Origin of the sequence: Bacillus cereus group sp. MYBK79-1, assembly GCF_051915365.1 — a bacterium.
In the GTDB taxonomy this organism is placed as follows: domain Bacteria; phylum Bacillota; class Bacilli; order Bacillales; family Bacillaceae_G; genus Bacillus_A.
On record NZ_JBQAEO010000001.1, the window covers coordinates 338,445 to 356,036 of the forward strand.

A 17,592-nucleotide genomic window follows, 5' to 3' on the forward strand; every position below is an offset into this window, starting at 1 on the left:
TGTTCCTATATTTTAGGTTCAGCTTTCTTATTTATTTTATTTATCAGTTCTATGTACTGAGAATCACCATATCCGATTGTTGGAAAAAGCCGAAACAACTTTTTTAATAATTCTTGATTTGATAAATCTTTATTTTTAGAAATGAATTTCACTACAATATTTTCTTCTTTTAACATATTTAAATATAAATCTATAGCTTGATACATTACAGGTGGTATTTTATGTGATGTTTTTTTATGATTTACTACTACTTCATCGTATATAGAAGAATAATTTCCTAATTCCAGTTCAAGTTGACTTACTTTAAATTCATCTTCTCTGAAGCTATTTAAGTATACTTTTCCTTCATAACAAGACTGTTCAAGGTATGAAAGTAAAGTAAGTAGATTCATTTGGCAAAACATATCTTCACCGAACCATAAAACAATACATTTATACTTTTTCGTAAAAAGATTTTCTAATGGATCTATAACCTTTTTTGTATAACTTTCTACTGAACTGTTATGACCTTCTGCTCTTATTTTAATAAACTCTTCATTAAAAACTTGTGTAGTAGCGGGATTCACACACATAGCTTCGTTAAAAGGCGCATAATCAGAATCACCCATTAACTTTTCGGTTTTAAATTCTTCATACATAACTTGACCATTTAATATGTTAAGTACGTCTTTATCAAATAACTCACTATTCTTATTACGTAACTGTTCTACCACTATTTTTCTAGAAATATTCATCTTAAACTCCCCTTCTTTATTTAAATTGAGTTTAACAAATGATTGAATAGGCATGTTGTTAAGCTTAAATTCTCTTGGATTCATTCCAAAAACATTTTTGAAAGCTCTACTATAAGCCTCTTGCGAAGAATAATCATAATCCAATGCAATATCTATTATCTTTCTATCATTCTTCAAATCCTCCGTAGATAAATACAACCTTCTTAAAAAAATATAGCGTCTAATACTAACACCTGTTACTTGGTGAAATCTAAAAGAACAGTAATACGGAGAATAACCCTTATAACGCGATAATTCATTTAATGAAAATTCTTCTTTTAAATTGCTCTCAATCCAATCAATCATTTGCTGTATATGTTCATTCATTCATTTCCTTCACTCCTTATTTATAAGTATAAAAGAGAGTCGTTTCTTTCTTTTGATATTTCTTGTGTTTTATAACATGAGCCATTCATTACATCATGCTTCCTTTTAAAGGATATCAAAAATAAAACACGAATGTTGTAAATTAAGATTCTTTTAGTTATCTGTTAAAAAATCACAGTTCGGAAAGGACGTTACAATGAACGAGCTAGAAAAAGAAATACTCCAATTAATAAATGAACGATATCCATTAAATTTTATTAACATTAAATCTATAACGAATGAAATGTATCAATGTCACGCACAACAAGGTACTTACTTCATTAGAATGACAAACTACAAAACATATGAAGAACAGTTAGAAGAAGTTACATATACGAACTTTTTATATGACAATGGTTTAGCAGTTCCTCCAATAATACCTTCTCTTAATGGGAATTTAGTAGAGAAATTAACATTAGGCAAAGAGCTATTTGCTGTATTATATAAAGCTGCGCCTGGTATACATTTACCAAGGTACGAATGGAATTCTAATATATTTAGAAAGCTTGGTAAACAAATTGGAAAATTACATCGTATTTCTAAAAGCTTTGAAAAGACTAAACCAGTTAAACATATAAACAATTGGTATGAAAATGAAGAGTATAATTTTCTTAAGTATATCCCTAAAGAAGAAACTACTATAAGAGAAATTGCATCTGACGTTTTAACTTCTATAAAAAAGCTACAAAAATCCACTTCCAATTACGGCTTAATTCACGGTGATTTATGGTTAGAAAACATTTTAGTTGAAAACAATTCAAACTTAACAATGATTGATTTTCAAGACTGTGAAAAACATTTTTACATATTTGATTTAGCCGTTCCTATTTATAGTGCGATAGAATATTCATTTGCTGGAAATGGGAATATCGTTGACTATGAGCATTCTATTACAAAAGCATTATTTGAAGGGTATCAAGAAGAAAATGAACTACCTAAAGAGATGCTAGACAAGTTTCCATTGTTTATAAAATTAAAGAAGATTTTTGAATATAGCTTAATGCATATGTATTGGGATAAAGAAGAATTAACTGAGGAACAAGTACGGATAATGAATCTTTATAGGATGAAGATTGAAACTAAATATACCTATATTAATGTTTAAGAATACTGTTGTTTAACTACAAGGAAACTTTAGTTAAACAACAGCATTTATTAATTGGCTACTAAACAACCTTTGTTTTATTACTTATACATACTTAGTCAATAATCTGTTTAAATACACTTCATTTTGCGGAGATACTTTCTCAGAAAATCTAGCTGCAATCATAATAGGAGCCCATTGAAAAATCTCATCTCTTGTCAGGTTGGCATTACTGCAATATATTTGCAAATACATTTCTGCTAATTCTATATGAGACTGCGCATATAATAAATATGTACGAAACACATCTGCACGAATATCACCTGAACAAGCATCTACCCAGTCTATAATACTTACATTCTTTTCACTCAAAATTAGATTAAATGGATGGAAATCGCCATGGCATAATCTAGGTTCAAATTTGATTGAATGTAACTTATCCAATATACTTTCCTTTTGTTTTTCATCTAATTTATGTACAGATTTAATTTGACGCTCTAACCTTTCCCTCATTGCTTCCATTTCATCCGTATTCACACGTATAGAATGAATCTTTTTTTGCTCATTAACACAAATATTTATGTAATGCTCTGCCTTATTTAGATTATTAAGCAGGAGATCACCTATACTGTCCCCTTTTACGTATTCCATAATAATTGCCTGTCTATTTTGTATCTTTGTCACTTCAAATACGTTTGGAACTGGTAACCCGCATGAATACGCATATTTTTGTTTTTTTGCTTCATTCATAGATTCTGTATTAGGCAGATATTCATTAAATAATTTTACAACTTTAGTATCATAGAGATAGATTTCTGCTGTATTCCCTTTAGCTATCGGATTTCCTAAATTCAATTCATTTCTCTCCTTACTGTAAATTAAGCTGACACATTATACTCCCTTATAAATTCAGTGTAATTATGCTGAAACCCTTCTCCACGAAAATATAAAAAACTTACCACTTTCTATCCTTAAATAGAAAGTGGTAAGTTTAATTTACTAGGAATATCGGAAGGGAAATTTGGTGTATGCACAATTGAAAATGCATATCTCTGCTCAATAAATGATACTTCATTATGTTTACATTGAAATGGGACACTATTTTTCTTAAAGTTAATTTGGATTTGCTGTAAAAATGCTTGACCTGGTGTTCCGAAAGAAACGTGTACTTTTGGTGGTAAAGCTTTCATCGCAATTGGGATCCAAGGTCGCTGCCACCAAGTAGCAACGATGTATGCAGTGCCACCTATAACAAAGTTGAAAATATCCCCATCTTCCATCGTTTTCATATTTAGATTTGATTTTAGCCATTCTGTAAATACAGGTACACTTTTAACAGGGAGTCCGATTTCCCTTACATATAAAATATTTAAAGGGGACTGCGGTACTAATACATTTTCTTTAACATAATTATGTGCGATAATTTCGAGTAGATTTCCATCTCCGTCTTTAAAGTATAAATTGAATAAACCATTCTCTTCACCAATTACATTTCCATTTTTCCATTTCACAATGAGTAATCCAGAATCTTTTAGCCATCTTGCTGTTTCATGAAATTTTGAATATGGAATCTCAAAAGCGAAATGTGCAGGTGCAATTTGTTCATATACTTCTTGAAAACTAATTGTTGTATAAGGTGTTACTTCAAATTGAATAAATGATGCCGTTTCTTTTTTTATAGGAAAAGATAATATGTCCTTATAAACTTGTTTTACCCCTTCTATAGAAACTGTTTGTAGTTTTATATCTGATATATGTGTAATCATTTTAATTAACCTCCAAATTCATTATATCTATTAGTATTGTATTTCAAAAACTAACAGGAAAAATCCATCTAGAGATTGAAACTTTAATTAACAAAATAATACTTTTGTATTAGAACAGTTACATTAACATTTTAGACTATTGCATTAAAATCTTAACTTCAAGCAGTTTGCGTTGCAGTCCAAATAATTGATATGAACAACCACATCAAGATATAATAAATAATATCTTAAGCTAAAAGGAGTGTTGTATTGTGACTCAAAGAATTTCTTACTATGACGCTGCACCCGATGCTATGAAAATTATGATGGACATGGAAAAGTACACAAAGCAATCAACGATTAATCGAATGACTAGAGAGCTCATTAAAATTAGAGTTTCTCAGATCAATGGCTGTGCTTACTGCATAGATTTACATACATCTGATGCACGAAAAATGGGAGAAACTGAACAAAGAATTTATTGCTTAAGTACTTGGGATGAATGTACTTTTTATACAACAGAAGAAAAAGTTGCTATTGAACTAGCTGAGCATATTACACTTATTCCTACTAAAAGAGTTCCTGAGTCCCTATATAAACGAGTATGTGAACATTATGATGAAAAACAATATATTGACCTTGTCTTGATTATTAATCAAATTAATAGTTGGAATAGAATTTCTATCGCAATGGGAAATACACCTGCTAAAAAATAACACTCTAAGCAAACATCTTACTTACTCTATACATTATTTCTTTATCATATACGCTTCAAAAAGGTTGATTCTTATACATTACAAGAATCAACCTTTTTGAAGTTATATTGGACTTTATCAATGTTTTCTCATTTCTTCTACTATACGAATAATCCCAATGTAACAGATGGTTAAAATACGGGATTAGTTTTACTGTCGCTCTTGTTTTTTTCCTAAAAATATTCGCTGTCTTCCCTCTATATTCATCCCAAATTTCTGGTACTGTAGCACGAAGTATTATTATATTAGATGGTAGCTCCTCATATATATTCATTGTTTCATCCTTATGCATACCTCTCGCATGTCAACATACTTATTTATTTCTATAGCAAAATCCTTAACTACAATTTCTAATAGTGGAGACTATCTTGTATAAACTTCTATTACACACAAAAAGCTACTTTTTTTAAAGAAAAGCAGCTTTTACTCTATAACACATTATAATTTAACAGCAATAATCATAAATCTTTTTGAAGTTGTACGAATTCCTTTTTCAGAACTATTTGCGTCAATGAAGTTTTGTAAAATAGTAAAATCCTCTTCCTCTACTCCAAATCTAGGAATAATAGGTGTATGTTTTAACAAGAAAATAAGATCTTCAGGCGTACCGTAATAATCAGTAATATTATATTCACGTACTTGCACGAGTTCAAATCCTGCATGAATAAGTTCCCTCATATACTTTTCTTTTAAAATTCCATCTTTTTCGCCTAAGTATTGCCCTCTTCTAAATGCTTCTTTCAGGTTCAATTTATCATGTTCGCTAACTTGTTGTGTTAAAAACAGGGCACCTTTTTTCATTACTTTTGCTAATTCAGATGCTATAAACGGTGCATGACAACTTGAAGCTATATCAAAATGCGCATGCGGAAACGCTAAAGCTTCAGAATCCATTTGAAGAAACTCAACATTTTGTACACCTGATTTTTTCAAGTTAGAATGTGCTGTTTCAATCATGCCGTTAGAATTATCTATTCCAATTAAAAATTTAGCCGAAGATGCTATGTTAAGTACATTCTCTCCTCCACCTGTACCAACATCAAGTAAAATATATGATGACTTGCACCTTTCTTTTACCTCTCTATAAAAGTCCCATGTATCTCCTACAGTTTCACATTTTATTTTACTAAAATCCCATCCATTTAATTTTCCTACTTTATCATAAAAGTTTTTGTACTCTAATTCGTTCATTTTATGTGTCCCCCTTTGTTGATACTTATATATTCCATAGCTTCTTAATAAAAATGAGCCATCAATTATTTATTCTATTATATATTATAAAATACAAATTATATGAAAAATATATTCCATGTGCACAAACAGTTTACATAATAAATTTATAGTTTATTTATTTGTATAATCAAACTATCTTCTTCGTCACTATCTAAAACAGTACGGACTGTTTTTACATACTCAACTATATTTAATGCAAAATAGTTTTACTACATGCAATGTACAGTTTCATAATGGATGATATACACTTAAAAAGAAATTATTTAATACAAAATCTCCTTATAAATTTGGCTTTTTGTTGCTAATTTATAAACTGCTGAAATAATACAGGATCCTCTTTTAAAAGTTCCGCTAAAAACTTAAGTTGCGGAAAAGGTTGTAAGATTAACTCTTTATCCATTTTTTCTTTCAATATAGCCATTCCACCTTGTTTAATATAATCGTTTAGTGTTATTTCCTTACTACAAACTAGCCTAATATCACTTACTGAAAGCAATAATAACCCGTTCGTTTCAGCGGATGGAGTTGGTTCATTTTCTGAATGTGCCATATACATAATAGATAAAGTTTCATCTGGGCTATCAATAATTAATATTGGATTGATTTCATTTTCTACTCTTATTTTCTTTGATTGTGCACTCCAATTCCCTTTGTAATATATACTTGGTGAACTCATAATGGTAATATCAATAGCAGCTTCCTCTTTCACTTCTCTTTTAGCAGTTTCTACTGCTGTTTCATCGGCTTCTTTATGTCCCCCCAGCCTTATTACACCTAGTGTATCCCCTTTACTCGTTGGACCAACTTGAAAAACAAATAAATTTTTATACACTACATACGCACCAGCTGTTCGCACATTCTTATCCATTTGTATCAATATTTTCCCTCCTAACGACCTTTGAATAAAATAGTTTACTATAATTTTATTATGTATTTAAATTATCTTCAATCCAACACACAGCATCAAGTAGGTTTTGCGCTATATAATCAGGTACTGTTTCTTTCCACGAATTTCTATACTTTGTTTATGAGCTTTCCCCCCATCCTGTTCGTACTAAAATCTTTTTCATAATACTGCTTTCATTTTTTTTCCTCCTTTAAGTTTTAAAATACCTCTAAAAAGTAGGATTCATCTAAAAATTACAGAATTCTATATATAACAAGTATTGGACGGATGATTTTCAAATTCCTCTATATTAAAGGTGGTATAAACAGTGTGAAACTTATACAAGAACGAAGACTTACCGCAAAGTCAACTTTCTCTAAAGAATACAAGATTTTCATTTTTGGTTTACTCATTTCACGAATTGGGGATTCACTATATACTTTTGCGTTGCCTTGGATTGCCTATCAATTAACCGGTTCAGCTGTAATTATGAGTTCTTTATTTGCTATTAATGTATTGCCAATTGTTTTATTTGGCCCTTTAGTTGGTGTAATAATTGATCGATACGATCGAAAAAAGTTACTTTGGATAGCGGATATTACCAATATTATTTTAGTAAGTCTTGTTCCCATTCTACATACATTACATCTATTAGAAATTTGGCATTTATACATAATTACTTTTATCTTAGCAGTTATGTCTATGCTTTTTGATGTAACAACTGTTACAGTCATTCCGCATATCGCAGGAGCATCATTAACAAAGGCTAATTCTTACTACCAAATGATCAATCAATTGGCTAGTTTATTAGGTCCAATGATAGCTGGGATTTTCATTTCTTTTATTGGCGGCTTTCAAGTGCTTTGGATTAATGTTCTTTCATTTATTGCAACATTAGTTGCTGTGATGTTATTACCGCCTATGAAAACCGTAAACAAGAAATGCGAAGGCAAAAATGCACTTCAAAATGTACTTTCTGACTTGGTTAATGGATTTACATGGCTCAAAAATGATCGCTTAAATATAGCTTTATCTTTTCAGGCTATGATAGGAAACTTTGGAGCAAGTGCGGTTTTAGGTGTATTCATGTATTATTTATTATCCACATTGCAACTTACCCCGGAACAAAGTGGCTTTAATTATTCATTAATAGGTATAGGTGGGATTTTAGGAAGTTTAATTGCAGTTCCTTTAGAAAAAAAATTGCAGCGCGGTCTTCTAATTCCTTTACTCCTATTCGCTGGAGCAATTGGCTTAACTTTCGCACTTTGGAGTACATATTGGTTTGCTCCTGGCATTGCTTTCGGTATTGCAATGACTTGCAATATTGCATGGAATATAATTGTAGCCACAGTTCGCCAGGAAACCGTTCCATCAAATATGCAAGGAAGGGTTTTAGGATTTTCACGTGTACTTACACGATTAGCTATGCCACTCGGGGCATTAGTAGGAGGCATTATTTCAGCCTATAATCCAGTACTTGTATTTGCTTTAGCTGCTTTCACGAAACTACTTGAAGTTTTTATTGCACTATATAGTCCGATACGAAAACTATGAGGAAAGGAAAGATAATTATGTATGATTGGTTAATTGAAATCGAAGAGCAAAAATATCCAGCACCTACTATAAATGAAGGTTTTTATATAGAAAAGGTACCTCCTGTATCTTCAAAGACTTCTCTCAGTCCAATTTGCCAACTTTTCAGTGGCATGGATGTCATACTTGAAGAGGACGTTTATACGTCCTTTCCCATTACAAATGACATTACTTTAAATATAGTTAAAAATGAATTAATCCCTCATTATAACGATGTGAAACAAGTTTATATTAATAATGAATTACATGAAATTTTCATGATAGGTTTAAAGGAAGAATCAAAACAAACTTTAAAAGCACTTCTAACTAACGGTATATATCCCGTAGTGCCTGATTTATACCGAAGTTGTTCTTTTAATAGAATTGTCGGTAGAAGAACATTAAAATATTATTCTGTACTATTCGATTGCATTGCTCCGATGTTCTTAAAAGAAACTCAAGAAATAGCATATTTCCTCAAACATTCATTCTTTCAAAAAGAGAATTGCATTTCTTTAGTACCAACAGGTTGGTTTTTAAAAGAGTCATTAAAGGATTCCATTACACTCCGCTCATTTTGTACATTTGCAAATAAAATTGTACTAGTAGTTGACGAATCGAATCAAGAAGTAATTTCTCTTGATATTTACGGATAAGTTGATAAAGGGGTCGCGTCAGGAAAATACGAATTCACAACGATAAGGAAATTTCAAATTAAAAAGCTCAACTTCTCTACAAATCAAAATAGAGAAATTGAGCTTTTCAGTTACTTCATTTATTTATTGAGTTCATTAACTGGAAGAAGTATTCAGGTTTATGAGTCTTATTTAGGTTATACCATGAATGTAATGTATCTGGTGTAAATACATCTATTTTTTTCAGTACCTCCATTGCAAATTCCAGAGGAGCTATTCCTGATGCAGTAACTAAATTCGCATCAGATACCGCAGATTCCAACTCATAGAACTTTTCTCCTTTATAGTTAGGACATACCATTTTAGTATATTCTAAGTTATTACTTGTATGCTTTCTAGTATCTAAGTATCCCATATTCGCGAGACCCTCAATTGCACCACAAATTGCAGCAACAATAGTACCAAGCTTTAAAGCTTGGCCAATTCTTTCTAAGATTGGTTGATGAATTTCTTCACTCCAAGTGGTCCCTCCTGGTAAAATTAAAAGATCTTTACTCTCAAAAGTACATTCATCAAGGGAAATCTCTGGTTTTATGTTCAGTCCTCCCATAGTAGTAATCATTTCTTTATTAGCTCCTACTGTAATTACTTTTAAAGCTGCTAAATCTTTTTTGAAATATCTTCCTGAGTTTAATTCAGCAATTAAATATCCATATTCCCAGTCCGACATTGTATTAAATACATATAGAAATGCTTTTTTTGTTTGCATCCAATAACACTCCAATCACAATTTATATAGCTATTATAATATAACTTCCCTGACAGTTAACGTCAGGGAAGTTATCATACTTGATGAAATTTTATTAATTCCGAAAGAACTTCAATAAGTCTTTTCTTAAGACTTATTGGCTCAATAACTTTAATAGATTTATTGTACGGTAAAAGTAAATAAGGTACATATGTATGTAATATATCTTTTTCAAGAAGAAAAACCGCTTGATTTGAAGTCCGTTCTTGTAAATAATGTCCTAAAAACCAATGTTGGCAAATATCAGCCAATACACTTTTATCCCCATTAATAACCAAATAAATAGTCCCTTCCTTATCTTCTATAGTTGGAAGAAGACCATTTATAAAAAAGTCACGTGCTGAAAAATTTTCTGGTCGGTTAAACTTATTTTCTGTAAGCATTAGACTTTCAATTCGATCTACTCTAAAACTACGGATATCATTCCTAAGATGACAAAATCCAATTACATACCACTTATTATTCCAATAGATAATTTTGTACGGATCGACCAATCTATAATTTAATTGCTTTTCGCCACTTTTATGGTAAAGAATTTTTACTGAGTAGCCGTCAGACACGGCCTGCTCCAACTCCTTCAAAAAAGGTTCCATAGAGAGTGAACTTAATCGACTTATTACTTCAAGACTAGCTAAATGTTGGTTTATCTTTGTTTCCTGCTCTTGATTTGAGTATTTACTTAGTTTTGAAATGGCCCTATTTAGTGCTTCACCTCTATAATATCCGGCTTCTTCTGCAAAAACAGCAGCGTGAAATAGTGCAGTTTGCTCCTCAAAATCAAAAAAAAGAGGAGCCTCAATAAAATTGTTCAATAAAGTGTATCCACCGTTATGTCCTGGTTCTGAAATGATAGGTACGCCACTTGTTGAAATTGTATCAATATAACGATACACAGTCCTTATATTCATCTCTAACTTTTCTGAAATTTGTTTTGCAGTAATTTTTTTACCTGAGCGAAGCATCCATAGAATTGCTAACATATTGTCAATTTTAGGCATATAACTCCACCTCGATATGGAATTTATTTTCTATTATATATTTCCGATTTTTGGTATAATTCATCAACTGTTCCTTTCCGATAGCTTTCTATATAATGAGGCCCTAGACACATTTGTAATTTCACAAATTTGATTTACAGTCATATCTCCCTCTTTATAAAGCTTTACTGCATAATTTTTATGGTACCTTCTTTAACCGACCCTTACACTTTCCTTCTTTCTTAGCCAATTCAATTCCTTCACGCTGTCGCATATAGATAAGATCACGTTCTAATTGGTTTACACCCGCCATAACCGTAATATTGCACCATATTTCACCTTTAGGCTGGGAACATATTAATTTGCTAGGAGAATACCATTTTAATTCAGAGAAAGTGATCTCATTAGATTCTTTAAGAACACTAAACTTTTTTAACGTTGTTAAAAATGGGAGAATCGTCAGAAAAAAAGGCGTTAATTATATGCCTTTTTTCTTTATCATCATTTAACTGGATAATAAACTTCTGTAACCCACTTATTATGATCCGATTCCATCGCTGGGCTCACATGGTAAATATTAAACATCAGGCCAGCTGAATAATATCGATATCCACTTTGTTCATCGACTTTTACTGGCTGTAATAATTCTACTTTATCGTAGTGTCTCAACATACGAATACTAATGGAAGATAGTTTTGAAAAATCACCTATTTTAAACATATTCCCTTTCCATTAATTACCTCTACTTCCTAGCTCAACTTTATCCTAAACAATAACATCGTGTGAGAGTCAACTGTTTATAACACTTGAATTATATTTCTTTAATTATTTCTCCTCATACTCCCTTCCGTCTTAAGGCTATAAAGATTGATATTAATCCGTTCACAACTAATAAAGTTACTATAATACTTGTAAGAAAGGCTACATCTGCCGCAAATATTTTAATTGTTCGCCATGGTGAGCTTGTACTATAAGTAAGAATCGGGATGAAAATAATAGATAATAGTAGAAATAGATTTCCTACGAAACACCAAGTTAGTTTTTTAATATTTTTCTTATGCCTATACGCTTTAACAAACATAATTGGTGAAATGAAAAGCACGAGTATAACTAAAGACATAGCAATTTGTGTAAATGGTATGTTTTTAGGTGGATCAATTGGTTCTTTTCCATTCAAAATACTAATAATTCCATTTTTCAACACTGATAATGTTTGCTCTTCTAATACATGATTTTTATTCGTTAAAATCACACCACTCCAGCCACTATTATTTAAAGTAAACATTTCTGCACGAGCATCGGGAGTTGATCCTGAATGCCAAATCATCTTTTCACCTTCATTTATATTTGTTGTTCTTAACCCAAAACCATAACTTTTTTCTGAATTAATTTTATAAAGTGATGATAGATAAAGATCTATGTTTTCTTTCTTTAAAAATTGAGTGTGCTCTTTATGATTCAAAAACACAAGAAATTGAATCATATCTTCTAAACTTGCAGTAATATAACCATACGGTGCCCCAGCATTATCATAGGACACTATACTTTTTCTTGGTATGCCAAACCAAGACTGATAACCTGTTAAATAACCCTTTTCATATGCAGTTTCTTTACTTGCTGCCGCGCCATTCATATTTAACGGCTGAAAAATATGCTTTTTCATATATGATGAATATGTTTCATTTGTGACTCCTTCAATAATTGCACCTAATACAATATAATTCGCATTACTATATTGATATTTCTCACCTGGTGGAGCAGTTAATTTTACATTTGAAAGTTTCATTACATTTTCTTTTAATGCTGTAGAATTTTTGGATTGCTTATCTGATAATGCTAAGCCCTCATATGTACTGATTCCGCTTGTATGAGTTAGTAGATGTTGGATTGTTATAGTTGAGGATATTTGTGAATCTTTTAGTTTAAACCAGGAAAGGTATCGTTGAACTGGATCCTCTAATTTTAATTTTTTATCTTCTATTAATTTTACTATAGCTAAAGCTGTTAAAGATTTACTTATTGAGCCGATTGCAAATGGGGTTTTACTAGTTACCTTTTTTTCAGATTCTCCAGTAATTCCTATCGTTTTTGTGAAAAATACATCTTTTTTATGTACAATTGCAACAGAAGCTCCTGGAATGTTCTGCTCTTTTATAAATTTTTCAATATACTTATCCAATGCAATTTTAATATTTTGCTGAGCGTAAACTTTTGGATCTGTAATACATAACATTAATACATTACAAAGAATATAAATTAGAGACATTTTATAGATTGTATTCTTCATTATGCTTTAGAGAGCTTTCTTTTTTTATAACTTACTAAACTAATAAATACTACTACAGAGAGCATAAAACTAATCATTATTAATAATGAATTCCACCATTGATTTTCTGAAATACGATATAAAAGATTATACTGAAATGTATTTTTACTATTAGTTGGATTTAATGATCTAGTTAAAAATATTGTAAATGTAGTTTGCGAGATGAGGTAAGTAATAACTGCGATGAATATGCCGCGTAAGATAGATTTGTTTAATTTCCCCTTTTCATTTTTCAATTGCTTCCTTTTAACTTGTAAATCAATCTCATTTATTTCTAAATAATCTTGAACAAATAATTGAGGTGTACCTAAATCATCTATACTATCTTCACCATGTTCACGACATTCTTGAATATGTTCTAATATTTGTCGCTTAATATTTTCCCTTTCTTCTAAACTAATATCGTATTGCCTTAATTCCTTAAGTACGTCTGTTAAAAATTGCTTTTCTTTACCTAGTAATCTATTCCTCATTTCAGAAGGTCTCCTTTCAAACCGCTTTTTAGTAATGTTTGAATATCCGATTGCAATTCTAACCACTCATTTATTTTATTCTCAAGACGTATTTTCCCGTTTTCATTAATTTCATAATAAATCCTAACTTTACCACTGTCTGTTACTACTTGATAAGTATTAACCCAATCTTGATTTTTCAACTTAGTTAAAATGGGGTAAATACTTCCTACTCCTTTCAATTTTAAATTGTTTACTTCAAGTTCTTTCATAATCTCATAACCATAACTTTTCTTTTTCGACAAAATAGATAATACACACATTTCTAAATGACCTTTAATTAAACTTGTTCTGTCCATAGGATAAATTTAACAGAAATATATACTTCATTCAAGTATATATTTCTGTTAAATCCAAAAAATCAGACAACAGAACGAAGATATTATAAGCAAAAGATATTACTTGCTAACTATTTTTACCCCTAATAATCACTTTTATAATATAATAATTACATAATATATCAAATTTTTGTCCCTTTTACTTTTCTATCTCTCCTCCATATATCCTTAGTTGGAAATGTAGTATACGGGACATAAAAATACTAAAAAATCCAATTCCTTAATTTTCACATTAAGAAATTGGATCTTCTTTCATTACCTTTACTCATACTGCGTTATTATAAACATTATAAAGAATATACGTTTTATATAAGTTATGTTAATAACACATAAACTAATATAACTTTACTGATTACTCTCAAGACATTCATAAACCGCCATCATATCTCGTTTATCCAATTCTCGAATACGATTAAAAATTGGTATTTGCGCAACAGCTTCTGTTAATAAGCTTTCATCCACAATATCACTAACTTTTCCAGTTAACCATGTTTGTACATCCACGCCCTCAACAACTTCTTTTAGTCCTTCGTCATTAATACCAGTTGCATTACAAGTTACACAAGGAATTGTTAGTTTAAACACACCATCATGTAGATTATCTTCTGTAATAACTTTCTTTCCTTTACAAAATGGACATGGGTTAGCTTTTTTAATTTTATTAATTTGGGTAACTAACTTTTTGTATCCAAACGCTTCGTATACATACGTAAGTTTTTTATATTTACCATTTGTGAAATACTTATCTATAATGTTTTCTCTCGTTTCATATACATTAGGGAAATCACAAACAGTTACTTGATTATTAACACTAATGGATTCAATATTTCTTTTTATTTCATCCCAGAATGGTAAGACATTTTGTAACACCATTTCATAGTTTGAAAAACTTGCCTGTTCTAATTCAAACATTTTCAGTGCAACTTGTGCTTTTCTTGGCAATAACGAAACATCTTCTGTCAATTTCATATCGCCACCAACAATAGATTTCAATTTATGAAGTGCAGGTAAATCACCGACTATTTTCAACACTTCATCAATTGGTTGATTGATAATTTCACGAATATCGAAGTTAGAAAATTTAAGCGGTTTTTGATGATTTAATACCGTTCCCGCACAAATTGGACATGTCATCATTTCTTTAGAAGTCTTAATTTCCTCTTTAATAGCTGCTTTTGAAATAACAATATATCCACCAATAATCGTATTAAATCCTACCCATGTTCTGCGTGTCTTTCCTTTTTTATCATAAAATGATTTTTCAAAATATCCGTACCAAAACGTTTGCTTTTCTTCTTCTGACATATCGTTATAGCTCTTTGATAAATCGTGACCAAGCTCATTTTTAATTTCTTCAAATAAAAATTCTATTTTTTCATATTGATAAAATTTTAATACTTTCATGATTTCTGGATCAAATAAACCATCCCAAAATGGAATGTTTTTATCTTGAATTGTAATATCTTTATCGAAAACTTCAATTTGAAGACGTCCCGAACAAGATGGACAGTGATTGTCCTGTGAATAGAAATCAAAACTTCTCGTATCTTTATTAGTTGGATGAGCAGCTACAATATGATTAATTAGTCCACCAATCTCATATAAGAAACTATATTGACTATATAAATGTCTTTCAAGATCAATAGCAACTACAGGTGCAATTGTATCAGATTCATATTCACCATAAATTAAACGAGCCATTGATGATAAACTTTTTAAAATACCACCTTTATAAATGTTTTCGGCATTTTTAAAATAGTTAATATGATTTTCTTCTAAATAGTGAACGCCTTCTTTATGCTTAAGTGCTGAAGGAATATGTATTTGCTCAGTATTATTCACACTACTTTTTTGACGATAATAATCTTCATGACTTACTACATCAAGATGCTTTATAGATTCAAGCTGTCTTTTCCCGAAATCTACAATATAATCAGAGCTTTCTAACATGTAACGATTATGCTCAATCATAATGATAGAGACTGATTCATCTTGCAATATCCCTCTAACACTATCTATAAATTGATTTAAAATATTTTGTGATAAACCTTTTGAAGGCTCATCAAAAATAAATAATGTATGTGGATTTCTTGTGTTTGCAAATAACTCCGAAACTAAATGAACACATTGAAACTCACCTGTTGATAATGTTTGTGTTTTTCGTTCTAACGTTAAATAACCAAGTCCTAATTTAATTAGTAGACTCAAGCGTTTATACGCAATATCTTCATTTGGAAGTTCATCTATAATATCCTCAATCGAACGCTCAAAAATATCATCAATTTCTTCGCTATACTTTGTTAGTTTCTTTTTAATATCTAAGAAAGTGGCTACAGTTGATCGACTTGTAATAGATTGATTTCGATCTTGTCCGACCATAACTAATTTATCTTTGGGATATCGTTTCATGAAATCCGTAGCTAAACATTCGTTAACAAGTGTAGATTTCCCGCATCCAGATTCTCCTGTAACCGTTACAAGCCTATTTTTAGGAATTTGAAACTCCAACATTTGGATATTACGGCAATATAATTCTTGGAATGTATAATATTCTGTTGGTATTTCTTTATTTAAATCCCACAGTATTGGTTTTGGTCTTGGTGATTCTTTCACAATTTGTCCACCATATTTTCCGCTACCAGGTCCAAAGAACAATTGCTCATCTGTTGTATCCAGTACTGTATCTGAATGATCGATGAGCCAAATTTGATTTTTACACCCTAACTGCTTAATCTCTTCTAATATTTGTAATAATGTTTCATGATCAAGTCCAACTGAAATCTCATCAATAATAATTACAGCATTTTCACTTACTGCCATGAATTCAGCCAAATATAGTCTTGTTAACTCTCCACCTGACAACGTACCCATAATTCGATTTAATGTTAAATAACCAATGTTCATATTAATTATATTTTGCAGTATATGTTGCTTCGCTTCACTAATATTTAACTCTTCCGCTAACGAGAGAATAGACTCAACACTTAAATCATTTATATTTGAAATTGTATGTGGTTTAGCAAATAAATCTATCGTATGTTGTTCGATTTCTTCACTATAACGTTTTCCCTTACATTTTTTACACTCAATATTTTTAGTAGTGCCTCGACCTTTACAGCCAGTACACCAGCCTAACTGGTTATTGAATGAAAAAACCTCAGGTGAAAGATGAAATACTTCGGCAAGTTTTTCACGAACTTCAGTAAACACACCAGTATGAGTACCTATCGTTGAACGTGGGTTGGAAGAAATCGATGATTTTCCTAGAAAAAGAACTAAAGGCATATCTTCCATCTTAATAGCACTAAAATTCGTTTCCATAATGTTAGGAAATAAATATTGATATTCAGCCTTTGGCAATAAAGAAACTAATCGTTTTTTTGATTCTTCGCCAATCGTTTGGCAAAAAGTTGTTTTACCTGATCCTGATAAACCAGCGATTCCAAACGACTTACTAAATGGAATAGCTGTATCTAATTTGTTTATGTTATTAGCAATTAATTGATTTACTTTCATATTAACCTCTATTCTTATTTTTCATTAAAATCATTTTTACAGTGTAATAATTACATAATTAAT

15 protein-coding genes and 3 pseudogenes are annotated in these 17,592 nt (G+C 30.7%); 4 read left to right on the top strand and 14 right to left on the bottom strand.

Annotated features, from left to right (window positions below; genetic code table 11):
• Positions 1-5: 5 nt before the first annotated feature.
• Positions 6-1,100, bottom strand: a complete 1,095-nt coding sequence (locus ACTFOB_RS01800; RefSeq protein WP_440024184.1) for a helix-turn-helix domain-containing protein — start codon at positions 1,098-1,100, stop codon at positions 6-8.
• Positions 1,101-1,296: 196 nt separating this feature from the next.
• On the opposite strand from ACTFOB_RS01800, the gene ACTFOB_RS01805 reads away from it, so the two are divergent.
• Positions 1,297-2,244, top strand: a complete 948-nt coding sequence (locus ACTFOB_RS01805; protein ID WP_440024186.1) for a phosphotransferase enzyme family protein — start codon at positions 1,297-1,299, stop codon at positions 2,242-2,244.
• 84 nt (positions 2,245-2,328) lie between these two features.
• Here ACTFOB_RS01805 and ACTFOB_RS01810 read toward each other — a convergent pair whose 3' ends face one another.
• Complete coding sequence (locus ACTFOB_RS01810) at positions 2,329-3,078, bottom strand: aminoglycoside phosphotransferase family protein (protein WP_440024187.1); 750 nt, start codon at positions 3,076-3,078, stop codon at positions 2,329-2,331.
• A gap of 116 nt (positions 3,079-3,194) precedes the next feature.
• Complete coding sequence (locus tag ACTFOB_RS01815; protein ID WP_440024188.1) at positions 3,195-3,989, bottom strand: VOC family protein; 795 nt, start codon at positions 3,987-3,989, stop codon at positions 3,195-3,197.
• Positions 3,990-4,240: 251 nt separating this feature from the next.
• Between ACTFOB_RS01815 and ACTFOB_RS01820 the strand changes: the two genes are divergently transcribed.
• Positions 4,241-4,684, top strand: a complete 444-nt coding sequence (locus tag ACTFOB_RS01820; RefSeq protein ID WP_440024190.1) for a carboxymuconolactone decarboxylase family protein — start codon at positions 4,241-4,243, stop codon at positions 4,682-4,684.
• Between the two features lie 117 nt (positions 4,685-4,801).
• Here the strand turns inward: ACTFOB_RS01820 and ACTFOB_RS01825 are convergent.
• The 3 genes and pseudogenes from ACTFOB_RS01825 to ACTFOB_RS01835 all read right to left on the bottom strand — a co-directional run.
• A pseudogene (locus ACTFOB_RS01825) lies at positions 4,802-5,086 on the bottom strand (alpha/beta hydrolase); the annotation flags it as partial.
• Positions 5,087-5,161: 75 nt separating this feature from the next.
• Positions 5,162-5,914 carry a class I SAM-dependent methyltransferase gene (locus ACTFOB_RS01830; RefSeq protein ID WP_440024191.1) on the bottom strand — a complete coding sequence of 251 codons (753 nt, stop codon included), beginning with the start codon at positions 5,912-5,914 and terminating at the stop codon, positions 5,162-5,164.
• A 343-nt stretch (positions 5,915-6,257) separates the two neighbouring features.
• Positions 6,258-6,833, bottom strand: coding sequence for an NUDIX domain-containing protein (locus ACTFOB_RS01835; protein ID WP_440024192.1), 576 nt, complete (start codon positions 6,831-6,833; stop codon positions 6,258-6,260).
• A gap of 339 nt (positions 6,834-7,172) precedes the next feature.
• Between ACTFOB_RS01835 and ACTFOB_RS01840 the strand changes: the two genes are divergently transcribed.
• Together ACTFOB_RS01840 and ACTFOB_RS01845 are read left to right on the top strand one after the other, a co-directional pair.
• Positions 7,173-8,399: an MFS transporter gene (locus ACTFOB_RS01840; RefSeq protein WP_440024193.1), complete on the top strand. Its 1,227-nt coding sequence runs from the start codon at positions 7,173-7,175 to the stop codon at positions 8,397-8,399.
• A 17-nt stretch (positions 8,400-8,416) separates the two neighbouring features.
• On the top strand, positions 8,417-9,073 hold the full coding sequence (locus ACTFOB_RS01845; RefSeq protein WP_440024194.1) for a hypothetical protein: 657 nt from the start codon (positions 8,417-8,419) through the stop codon (positions 9,071-9,073).
• A 115-nt stretch (positions 9,074-9,188) separates the two neighbouring features.
• On the opposite strand, the gene ACTFOB_RS01850 is transcribed toward ACTFOB_RS01845, so the two are convergent.
• The 8 genes and pseudogenes from ACTFOB_RS01850 to ACTFOB_RS01885 form a co-directional block, all read right to left on the bottom strand.
• Positions 9,189-9,821 (bottom strand): type 1 glutamine amidotransferase family protein, encoded by a 633-nt coding sequence (locus ACTFOB_RS01850; protein WP_151630460.1) that lies wholly within the window; start codon positions 9,819-9,821, stop codon positions 9,189-9,191.
• 74 nt (positions 9,822-9,895) lie between these two features.
• Positions 9,896-10,858: a helix-turn-helix transcriptional regulator gene (locus ACTFOB_RS01855; protein WP_429606352.1), complete on the bottom strand. Its 963-nt coding sequence runs from the start codon at positions 10,856-10,858 to the stop codon at positions 9,896-9,898.
• Between the two features lie 63 nt (positions 10,859-10,921).
• Positions 10,922-11,159, bottom strand: a pseudogene (locus ACTFOB_RS01860) (helix-turn-helix domain-containing protein); the annotation flags it as partial.
• A gap of 269 nt (positions 11,160-11,428) precedes the next feature.
• Positions 11,429-11,557 (bottom strand): annotated as a pseudogene (locus tag ACTFOB_RS01865) (MerR family DNA-binding transcriptional regulator); the annotation flags it as partial.
• 115 nt (positions 11,558-11,672) lie between these two features.
• Positions 11,673-13,124: a serine hydrolase domain-containing protein gene (locus ACTFOB_RS01870; RefSeq protein ID WP_440024196.1), complete on the bottom strand. Its 1,452-nt coding sequence runs from the start codon at positions 13,122-13,124 to the stop codon at positions 11,673-11,675.
• On the bottom strand, positions 13,124-13,636 hold the full coding sequence (locus ACTFOB_RS01875) for a hypothetical protein (protein WP_440024197.1): 513 nt from the start codon (positions 13,634-13,636) through the stop codon (positions 13,124-13,126). The genes ACTFOB_RS01870 and ACTFOB_RS01875 overlap by 1 nt, the downstream gene beginning before the upstream one ends.
• A complete protein-coding gene (locus tag ACTFOB_RS01880; protein ID WP_440032708.1) occupies positions 13,633-13,938 on the bottom strand; it encodes a PadR family transcriptional regulator in 306 nt (101 codons plus the stop codon). Before ACTFOB_RS01880 ends, ACTFOB_RS01875 begins: the two co-directional genes overlap by 4 nt.
• 420 nt (positions 13,939-14,358) lie before the next feature.
• Positions 14,359-17,529, bottom strand: coding sequence for an ATP-binding cassette domain-containing protein (locus ACTFOB_RS01885; RefSeq protein ID WP_440024200.1), 3,171 nt, complete (start codon positions 17,527-17,529; stop codon positions 14,359-14,361).
• Positions 17,530-17,592: the final 63 nt, after the last annotated feature.

Coding starts and splice junctions, on each gene's coding strand:
- ACTFOB_RS01800 (WP_440024184.1), bottom strand. CDS start 1,100: ATGAATGAACATATACAGCAAATGATTGATTGGATTGAGAGCAATTTA.
- ACTFOB_RS01805 (WP_440024186.1), top strand. CDS start 1,297: ATGAACGAGCTAGAAAAAGAAATACTCCAATTAATAAATGAACGATAT.
- ACTFOB_RS01815 (WP_440024188.1), bottom strand. CDS start 3,989: ATGATTACACATATATCAGATATAAAACTACAAACAGTTTCTATAGAA.
- ACTFOB_RS01830 (WP_440024191.1), bottom strand. CDS start 5,914: ATGAACGAATTAGAGTACAAAAACTTTTATGATAAAGTAGGAAAATTA.
- ACTFOB_RS01845 (WP_440024194.1), top strand. CDS start 8,417: ATGTATGATTGGTTAATTGAAATCGAAGAGCAAAAATATCCAGCACCT.
- ACTFOB_RS01850 (WP_151630460.1), bottom strand. CDS start 9,821: ATGCAAACAAAAAAAGCATTTCTATATGTATTTAATACAATGTCGGAC.
- ACTFOB_RS01855 (WP_429606352.1), bottom strand. CDS start 10,858: ATGCCTAAAATTGACAATATGTTAGCAATTCTATGGATGCTTCGCTCA.
- ACTFOB_RS01870 (WP_440024196.1), bottom strand. CDS start 13,124: ATGAAGAATACAATCTATAAAATGTCTCTAATTTATATTCTTTGTAAT.
- ACTFOB_RS01875 (WP_440024197.1), bottom strand. CDS start 13,636: ATGAGGAATAGATTACTAGGTAAAGAAAAGCAATTTTTAACAGACGTA.
- ACTFOB_RS01880 (WP_440032708.1), bottom strand. CDS start 13,938: ATGTGTGTATTATCTATTTTGTCGAAAAAGAAAAGTTATGGTTATGAG.
- ACTFOB_RS01885 (WP_440024200.1), bottom strand. CDS start 17,529: ATGAAAGTAAATCAATTAATTGCTAATAACATAAACAAATTAGATACA.